The organism is Rickettsia endosymbiont of Ixodes scapularis, from assembly GCF_000160735.1.
GTDB lineage: Bacteria > Pseudomonadota > Alphaproteobacteria > Rickettsiales > Rickettsiaceae > Rickettsia > Rickettsia tamurae.
The window spans coordinates 72930-75151 of sequence record NZ_CM000770.1 but is presented as its reverse complement, the minus strand read 5'-3'; the positions used below and the strand labels follow the sequence as shown (position 1 = coordinate 75151).

Sequence of the window (2222 nt, the reverse complement as noted above, 5' to 3'; positions counted from 1 at the left end):
TTGTCTATTGCATTTTGCCTAGCTTATCAAACTGGAGAGATTATAGTTTTGGATAAACCAATAGTTATTAAAAAACATGGTTATAGGCAAAATAGTATATTTCGTGTTGGATTAGATACATTGGTTAATATCTTGTATAATATTTCTACTCAATTAGTACGTTGGATACAGCTGTTGTCCTTGATATTCCAATATCCAAAGATGATAAAATGAAAAATTGTCATGTAGTAAGTCTTTTTTTAAAAAAATAGTTAATAAATATTCAAGATGGGAAGCGGCTTCCCTCTCGAATATAAATTTAATTTATGTTTTATTTTGACTATTATTCATTTACTCGTAGTATATATTAGGTTCTAGGAACTTTATAAATTAAATTACTTACATGTTTAAAACTTTAACACAAAATTTAACGAAGATTTTTGATAAGCTAGTTAGCTCAGGAATTTTGACGGAAGCTCAAATAGATGCTGCTATGCGGGATATAAGAGTGGCTCTTTTAGAGTCGGATGTTGCATTACCGGTGATAAAAGATTTTATAGCGGAAGTTAAACAAAAAGCTTTAGGGCAGGAGGTTATTAAGTCTGTTTCACCTGGGCAGATGATAATTAAAATTATCCATGAAGAGATGATAAATCTCTTAGCTTCAAGTGGAAATGAGACAAAGCTAAATTTAAATTCAAAGCCGCCCGTAAATTTCCTAATGGTAGGGTTGCAAGGGAGTGGTAAAACTACGGCAAGTAGTAAGCTTGCTTTACGACTTAAAAATCAAAATAAAAAAGTTTTACTTGTTTCTCTGGATACTTACAGACCGGCAGCACAAGAGCAACTCGCTATACTTGCAAACTCAGTACAGATTAATTCATTACCTATTGTGCAAGGTGAGAAACCCCTAGATATTGTCAAAAGAGCTATTGCTGAGGCTAAAATTTCTGCTTATGATGTCGTAATTTATGATACGGCAGGTCGTACACAAATTGATAAAGAGATGATGGAGGAGGCTCTTGCAATAAAAAAGATAGTAGAGCCTACGGAAACTTTGTTAGTAATCGATAGTATGACAGGGCAGGATGCAGTAGTCACGGCAAGTAGCTTTAATGAAAAGTTAGAGATTTCAGGATTAATTTTATCTAGAATTGACGGCGATTCTAAAGGCGGTGCAGCACTTAGCGTAAAATATATTACTAAAAAGCCGATTAAATTTTTAAGTAGCGGTGAAAAACTAACCGATTTAGAAGAATTCGATGCTGAACGTTTAGCTTCTCGAATACTTGATATGGGTGATATTATCTCTTTTGTTGAAAAAGCAGCTAGTATTGTTAATAGAGAAGAAGCTGAAAAAACGGCAGCTAAATTAAAAAAAGGTAAGTTTGATTTAAATGATTATCTTCAGCAAATGAGAAGTATAAAAAAAATGGGAGGTTTTGGAAGTATACTTAGCATGTTACCGGGTAGCGGTAAAATTATGGATCAAATAGATCAATCAAAATTAAATAGTAAAATAATTGAACATCAAGAAGCAATTATTTTATCCATGACGCTGAAAGAACGTAAGAATCCCGATATAATTAATGCTTCTCGTAGAAAACGTATAGCTGCTGGAGCAGGGACTACGGTACAAAAGGTAAATATTTTGCTAAAGCAATATAAGCAAATAAGTGAGATGATGAAAAAAGCCAGTAAAATGAATCCTAAGAATCTATTACGTAGCGGAATTGGAAAATTGTTTTCGTAAAACGGCATTATTGCATGAATGGTTTTATCGTCATTGCAAGCGGGCATTGTTGCGTGGATCAATTTCACCTCTGTCATCCCGTGGCTTGACCACGGGATGACATTTTCCTTAAGTTGACACCCATGTGCCTTCGTAGGGTATAATGGTACCCAAAAACTGGACTACTAAAATGATAGAATGAGATATAATTTTCAAATACAAAAGAGAAATTATATGTCTAAAAAAGCAAAACAATATAGTGCAGCAGAAAAAACAAAGATAGTTTTAGAAACAATAAAAGCTGAAATGACAATAGCTCAAATTAGTAGCAAATATGGAGTTCATCCGACACAAATACAAGAGTGGAAAAAAGAGGTATAGAAAATTTAATTAGTGGTTTTCAAATTAAGCCACAATCCAAGGATCCAGATCATCAGGATTTAATAAAACAATTGTATGAACAAATAGGCCAGTTAACTGTTGAACGTGACTGGTTGAAAAAAATCTACAT

General features: G+C 33.3%; 2 protein-coding genes and 1 pseudogene. All 3 read left to right on the top strand.

The window, feature by feature from the left end:
- Nucleotides 1–213, top strand: a pseudogene (locus REIS_RS00375) (transposase); the annotation flags it as partial.
- A gap of 169 nt (nucleotides 214–382) precedes the next feature.
- Nucleotides 383–1732, top strand: a complete 1350-nt coding sequence (ffh, locus tag REIS_RS00370; protein ID WP_008579267.1) for a signal recognition particle protein — start codon at nucleotides 383–385, stop codon at nucleotides 1730–1732.
- A 213-nt stretch (nucleotides 1733–1945) separates the two neighbouring features.
- Entirely contained in the window at nucleotides 1946–2092 is a 147-nt protein-coding gene (locus REIS_RS10595) for a transposase (protein WP_008579742.1), read from the top strand.
- Nucleotides 2093–2222: the final 130 nt, after the last annotated feature.

What these genes read in the sequence shown, in the direction of transcription:
- ffh (WP_008579267.1), top strand. Translation starts at nt 383, where the DNA reads ATGTTTAAAACTTTAACACAAAATTTAACGAAGATTTTTGATAAGCTA.
- REIS_RS10595 (WP_008579742.1), top strand. Translation starts at nt 1,946, where the DNA reads ATGTCTAAAAAAGCAAAACAATATAGTGCAGCAGAAAAAACAAAGATA.